This window comes from Deltaproteobacteria bacterium (assembly GCA_005879795.1).
Classification (GTDB): domain Bacteria; phylum Desulfobacterota; class Binatia; order DP-6; family DP-6; genus DP-6.
Window position 1 is genome coordinate 1 of the sequence record VBKJ01000253.1, and the last position, 3,324, is coordinate 3,324.

Genomic DNA, 3,324 nt, shown 5'->3' on the forward strand with positions numbered 1-3,324 from the left:
CTCCTGGGCCTGCCGCCCGCCACGCGGCCGGGGCACTTCACGCTCGGCCTCGAGCCCGGCACCCCGAGCGCGCTGCTCCGCCGCCCGGGCCTCGGCTGGGTGACGCTCGCCGGCTCGGTCCTCGACCCGGAGTCCGCACGGTCCTGGGTCAACCGCAAGCGCTTCTTCGCGTTCAGCCAGCGCTTCGGGCTGCTGGGCGACCAGCGGGTCGAGGCCGCCCGCATCCACGAGGAACTCGGCGCCCTCACGGACCAGGCGTTCTCGGCCGGACTGCGCCTCTGCCGCACGGCGTTCCACTTCGTCCTCCTCGAGCGTGCCGACCGGATCCAGAGCCGCACGGAGCAGCTGCTCTCGGCGCTCGCGCAGCTCCAGTGCCGGGCGAGCGTCGAGCGGGCGATCACCCTGATGTCGTGGATCGAGAGCCTGCCATTCGGGTACGACCCGCAGTTCGAGACCAACAGCCGCCGGGCGCGGACCCTCCTGAGCCAGAACCTCGCCGACCTCTTCCCGCTCTACGGCGGGTATGCGGGCACGAGGACGCCCGTGCAGATCTTCCTCGGGCGCACGGGCTCGCCGATCTTCTTCGATCCGTTCGACTCCTCGGTCGGCATGCACGTCGCCGTCTCGGGCGTCACCGGCTCGGGGAAGAGCTTCACGGCGATCGACATGGTCCTCCAGCAACTCTCGCTCGGCGCCGACGTCGTCGTGCTCGACAAGGGCGACAGTTACCGGCGGCTCTCGGAGCTTGTCGGCGGACAGTACCTCGCGGTGGACCCGAACACCGTCGTCACCCTCAACCCGTGCTTCGGCCCGGGCGACGCCGATCACCAGATGTTCGTCGCTAACGTGCTCGCCGAGATGGCCTCCGGCGGCCACGAGCGCTTCCGCCTCGACCCGGAGCAATTCGGGATCCTCACGTCCGCGGTCGCCCAGGCCTTCGCCAACACGGGGGGCGACCGGGAGATCACCATCGCCGACATCGTTCAGCTCCTGAAGCACCCCGAGCACGACGTCGACCGTCTGGGGCTGCGTCTCGCGCGCATGGTCGCCCCCTACCTGCGCGGCAACCCCCTGGGTCGCTACTTCGACGGCCCGAACGCCCTCGTCATCCGGCCCGGGCTGACCGTCATCGAGCTCAAGGAGCTCGAGCGGACGCCGTCGCTCCAGGCCGTCTTCGTCATGGCGCTGCTGCACCTGGTGACGACGTTCTTCAGCCGCGGGCCGCGCGAGCACCGGAAGTTCATCTTCGTCGACGAGGCGTGGGCCATTCTCAAGTCCGAGTACGGCGCGAACATTCTCGCGCTGATCGCCCGGACGTACCGCAAGGTCGGCACCGCCGCGGTCTTCATCAGTCAGTTCCTGACGGACTTCGACGGACCCGCCGGGCAGGCGATCCGCGACAACTGCCCGAACCGCATCTTCCTCCGCCAGGAGCTCGACGCGCTCAAGCGCATGAAGGAGCCGCTCGGCTTCAGCGAGCCGCACCTCCAGGCCCTGGCGAGCGCCACCAACGTCCCCGGCCGCTACTCGGAGGCCATGCTCGTCACCCCCGGCGGGCGGTGCATGATCCGCATCATCCCTGATCCCGTTACGTACTGGGTCGCGACCACGCACCCTGCCGATACTGGCCGCTGGAACCTGGCACTCGAGGAAACCGGCGGCCGCGTCGACGCGGCCCTCGACAAGCTCCTCGCGGCCAACCTCCAAGGAGGGACGTCACCGTGAAACGGCTTCGCTCCGCGCTGTGGCTTCCGCTCGTGCTGGCCAGCGCACTCGGCACTCAAGGGTGCGCGGCGGCGATCGTCCCGGCCACCTCCGCGCTCGGGTCAGCGGTCAGCCTCGCGTCATGGATGGACTCGCGCGCGAAGAATCATCAGAGCGGCCTCGCCAGCGGGGAGGCCGAGTCGTACCGCCAGGGCATCCGCGACACGCTCGAGAAGCTCCAGCGCAACGGTGGTCGGCCGGTCGTCGCCTCGCCGAGGCCTCCCGAGAACCTCTACTACATCGGGCCCGTGATGCAAGAGGTGTGGATCCCGGCGCAGGTCGTCGGCGGGATGGTCATCCTCGCTCACCGGCAATGGGTCCTGGTGCGGCCGGGCACCTGGCAAGTCCCGGGCGCACCCGGCCAGCTGGCCGGTACGCAGCGGACGTTCTAGGTGCACGAGCGCCAGGGCTATGGCAGTGGACGCCGCGCGGCATCCCCAGGTCCCTCCTCGACGTCGACGCCCGGCGGCGTCGTGGGCCGTCTGGATCGCGGGCGCGCTCGTCCTCGCCGCGCCGTCGGGCGCGGCGGCCGAGCCGCGCCACCTGGGGTCGTTCGGCGTCGTGTGCGCGCCCCAGACCCGTCCCGGCGCGCCAGCCGTCGCCGCGCAGCCTGAGGCCCGGACACCGCCGAAGAGCCTCACCATCACGCTCGTGATCGATCTGCCGTGCGCGTCGACCGTGGATGCCCTCGAGCGCCTGGTGCCCTTGCGCTGGGAGCCGGGCCGGCTCCAGGCGCTCGCAGTCCGCAGCGTCCCGTTCTTCCGTCTCGAGGATCCCCGCGGCCGCGTCGTCACGGCCGTCGGAGTCCCGAGCCTTGACGGCATGCTCGGAGGTCTTCAGTGAGCCGTCCCGCGCGGCCGGGCGTCACGACGGCCCCTGCACTCTTCGCGACGGTCGCGGCCGCCGCGCTGGGGCTGACGCTCGTCCTGCCCGCCTCGGCGGATCTCTGGTCCGAGCGCGCGAAGCCGACGGCGCCATCCGCCCCGGCCCAGTCGAAGCCGTCGACGCCACCAGCGGCCCCAGCCACGCAGCCGAGTCCTGAGCGCAGCGGCGCGGGCGCAATGCCGGAAGCGACGCCGCTCACGCGGCTCGGTGGTATCGGGCCGCTCACGGGCCCGCGTGCGAACGTGGGCGCCATCCTCCGCGTCGCCCAGGCCATCGTCGCGCGCGGCGGTGCCGGCGAGGTCGTCGTCAAGGACGACGGCTCGATGCCCCTCCGAACCGTCCCGGCAGCGCGCTTCCTCGAGAACTATCACCGAGTCCAGGCCTTCCTCTCGCCGCTCGAGACGTATCCGGTGACGAGCCTCCTCCCGTACCTCGGCTACACGAAGACGCCGACCCTGTTCCTGTCGACGACCGTCAGTCGGTGGGCTACGGGGCCGCGCGTGATCGGGTTCGCGCCGGCGGGCGCTGGCACCACACAGGTCCTCGCCGAGGCGATGCAGCGCGTGGTCGACGAGCGTGTCCGGGCCCGCCGCGGCGAGCCCGCTGCACAGGGCGTGTGGGTCATCTGGACGGACACCGAGGACGGCCGCGATCGGATCGCCGGTTTCCGGAACG

The 3,324-nt window shown here is 71.5% G+C and carries 4 protein-coding genes; all 4 read left to right on the plus strand.

Going from position 1 to position 3,324, the window contains the following annotated elements; translation table 11 throughout:
* Positions 1-1,725 (plus strand): DUF87 domain-containing protein (locus E6J59_19725; GenBank protein TMB15819.1); only part of this gene is annotated, 1,725 nt, incomplete at its 5' end.
* A complete protein-coding gene (locus E6J59_19730) occupies positions 1,722-2,156 on the plus strand; it encodes a hypothetical protein (protein TMB15820.1) in 435 nt (144 codons plus the stop codon). The genes E6J59_19725 and E6J59_19730, both read left to right, overlap by 4 nt.
* Before the next feature lie 19 nt (positions 2,157-2,175).
* The gene (locus tag E6J59_19735) at positions 2,176-2,607 is read left to right on the plus strand and encodes a hypothetical protein (GenBank protein TMB15821.1); all 432 of its coding nucleotides are present in this window, start codon (positions 2,176-2,178) and stop codon (positions 2,605-2,607) included.
* A partial coding sequence (locus tag E6J59_19740) for a hypothetical protein (GenBank protein TMB15822.1) occupies positions 2,604-3,324 on the plus strand: 721 nt, incomplete at its 3' end. The genes E6J59_19735 and E6J59_19740, both read left to right, overlap by 4 nt.